This is a genomic window from uncultured Leptotrichia sp. (assembly GCF_938036635.1).
Taxonomy (GTDB): domain Bacteria; phylum Fusobacteriota; class Fusobacteriia; order Fusobacteriales; family Leptotrichiaceae; genus Leptotrichia; species Leptotrichia hongkongensis.
This window is the reverse complement of the sequence record NZ_CALHQO010000214.1, coordinates 1-2,192: the sequence shown is the minus strand read 5'-3', so window position 1 is coordinate 2,192 and position 2,192 is coordinate 1. Positions and strand designations below refer to the sequence as shown.

Here is a 2,192-nt window from a genome sequence, read left to right as displayed (position 1 = left end):
TTCATCAATATTTATTCGCATCTTTCCTGTTTATATCAATTTCCTCCACAGTTCCATCCCTTTTTTCAATAATCCATTTCAGAACATCTCCTTCTTCCTTAGTTGTCATTGTGCTTCCATTTCCGCCAATATCTGCTCCAAGGAAAAATGAAATTGCCTGAACTGGGCATTCCTTCACGCAGGAAACACAGCCCCAGCAATCTTTCGGATATTGCATAACCGCCTTTTCAATTTTCATGTCATCCACTTTCTGCATTTCAATTAAAGTCCCCGGACACACCAGCGTACATTTTGTACATCCTATACACACATACGGATCAATTACTATGCTCATATCTCTCCTCCTTAACAATTTCTCTCATAAATACTTCCAGTTCTCCGTTAACTAACCTCGAATTCACATATTTAAAATAGTTTTCGTCAGTTTCAGGATAATCCAGATTTTCATTAAACGAATGCCATCTCGTTTCCTTCCTGAAAAAAAGATGCCCAATTAGCGATTTACACACTATCAGTCTCTCTTTCAGCTCATAAGCAAACATTAAATCGTGCATATTTTCTGCCGAAAGCTCATCAGAAAGCTCTATAAGCTGATCAATTTTCTCTTTTGCCAAATTTAGCTGCTTTTCATTAAATTGATAGTTTGTTGAGATTCCACCTGCATATTCATCCATAATTTTTTGCATTCCTTCTTCCATATCTTCCGTTGAAAATCTTTTGGCTTCTGTATTTCTTATTTTTTCATACTGATTAATAATTTGATTTTTTTGTTCATCCAAGAAGTTTTCCACATTTCCATCAATTTTTCCACAATTAATCTTTTTTTCATCAGCTAACTTTGAAATTATATCAAGTGCCGCAATTTCACCTTCAGCCAATGCACCTGTAACATATTTCTGTGGACAGCCTCCAGCTACATCTCCAGCTGCATAAAGCCCATTAATTGTAGTTTCTCTATTCGTATTTACCCAAAAGCCGCTTGCAGTATGCCCTCCGACAATATACGGCTCTGTCCCTTCAATTTCAACATCCTGCTCATTCGGATTCTTTCCGCTTTCAATCCATTTCAATGTCTGACTTGGCGCCATATTCAAATACGCCTTTAACAAACTTTCACTTTCTTCTTCACTAATTCCACTTGTCTTCAAGTAACAAGGTCCATTTCCAAGTTGATTTTCACGCACAGTTCCATAAACACGCTCACTAGTCGTAAGCCCATATTTATCCTCATAAACCACTCCTCTTGAATTTACCTGTTTCGCTCCAACTCCTTGAGCAATCGTTCCAACTGGTGCAATTGTGTCCTTACATCTCAAAGCAATAAATCTCATCTCAAATGTTGTCATTTCTGCTCCAGCCAAAATTCCCATCGCATATCCTGCCCCTGTATTAAATGGCGGATACCACATCTTATGTCTTGAAAATCCAGGATTATTAGGCTTATAAAGTCCAGCCGCTCCTCCAGTCGAAATTATCACTTTTTTCGCCCTAATCACAATAGCTTCTTCTTTTTTTATAGAAAATCCAACCGCACCATAAACTTTCCCGTCCTTCACAAGCAAATCCGTAATATTAAGTGTATTCAGAACTCTCACATTTTTTGTTTTTTTCACAGCATCAGCAAGTATCGGCTTAAAATTTTCTCCATTTATTTTTATATTTCTATTTCCACGTGCAACATACTCTCCATTCTCATCTTTCAAAATCACAAGCCCCAACTTTTCCACTTCAGCGGTAATCTCATTAAATCTATTCGCAGCAGTAATTAACAAATCGTGACGCACAATTCCATTGGCATCCTTTGCCGCATAATCCACATAATCCTGTGGCACACGTCCTTTCACATTATACGCATTTATTGCATTAATCCCAGCCGCAAGACACCCGCTCCTCTTAATATTCGCCTTCTCTGCCACAACCACCGATAAATCAGAATTTTTTCCAAGCGTAATAGCTGCATAACATCCAGCAGTTCCCCCACCAATAATTAATACATCCGTTTCCAATTCCTTTATTTCAAGTTTTTTTCTTTCTTTATTATTTTATCAAATTTTCTTCAAATTGCAAGTGTTTTACGCTTTTTTATCAATTTATTCTTTGTCCAACTTGTAGTATGGTTGATTTGGTGTAGAAGCCCCAATACTTGATGCGTAAATCCACTCCTTACCTTCCAACTGAGCAAAATTTTCAGC

At 37.4% G+C, this 2,192-nt stretch carries 2 protein-coding genes; both read right to left on the bottom strand.

Annotated features, from left to right (window positions below; all coding sequences use genetic code 11):
* Positions 1-4 precede the first annotated feature (4 nt).
* The gene (locus Q0370_RS04115; protein ID WP_006805883.1) at positions 5-334 is read right to left on the bottom strand and encodes a ferredoxin family protein; all 330 of its coding nucleotides are present in this window, start codon (positions 332-334) and stop codon (positions 5-7) included.
* On the bottom strand, positions 318-2,006 hold the full coding sequence (locus tag Q0370_RS04110) for an adenylyl-sulfate reductase subunit alpha (protein ID WP_299572504.1): 1,689 nt from the start codon (positions 2,004-2,006) through the stop codon (positions 318-320). Before Q0370_RS04110 ends, Q0370_RS04115 begins: the two co-directional genes overlap by 17 nt.
* Between the last annotated feature and the right edge of the window lie 186 nt (positions 2,007-2,192).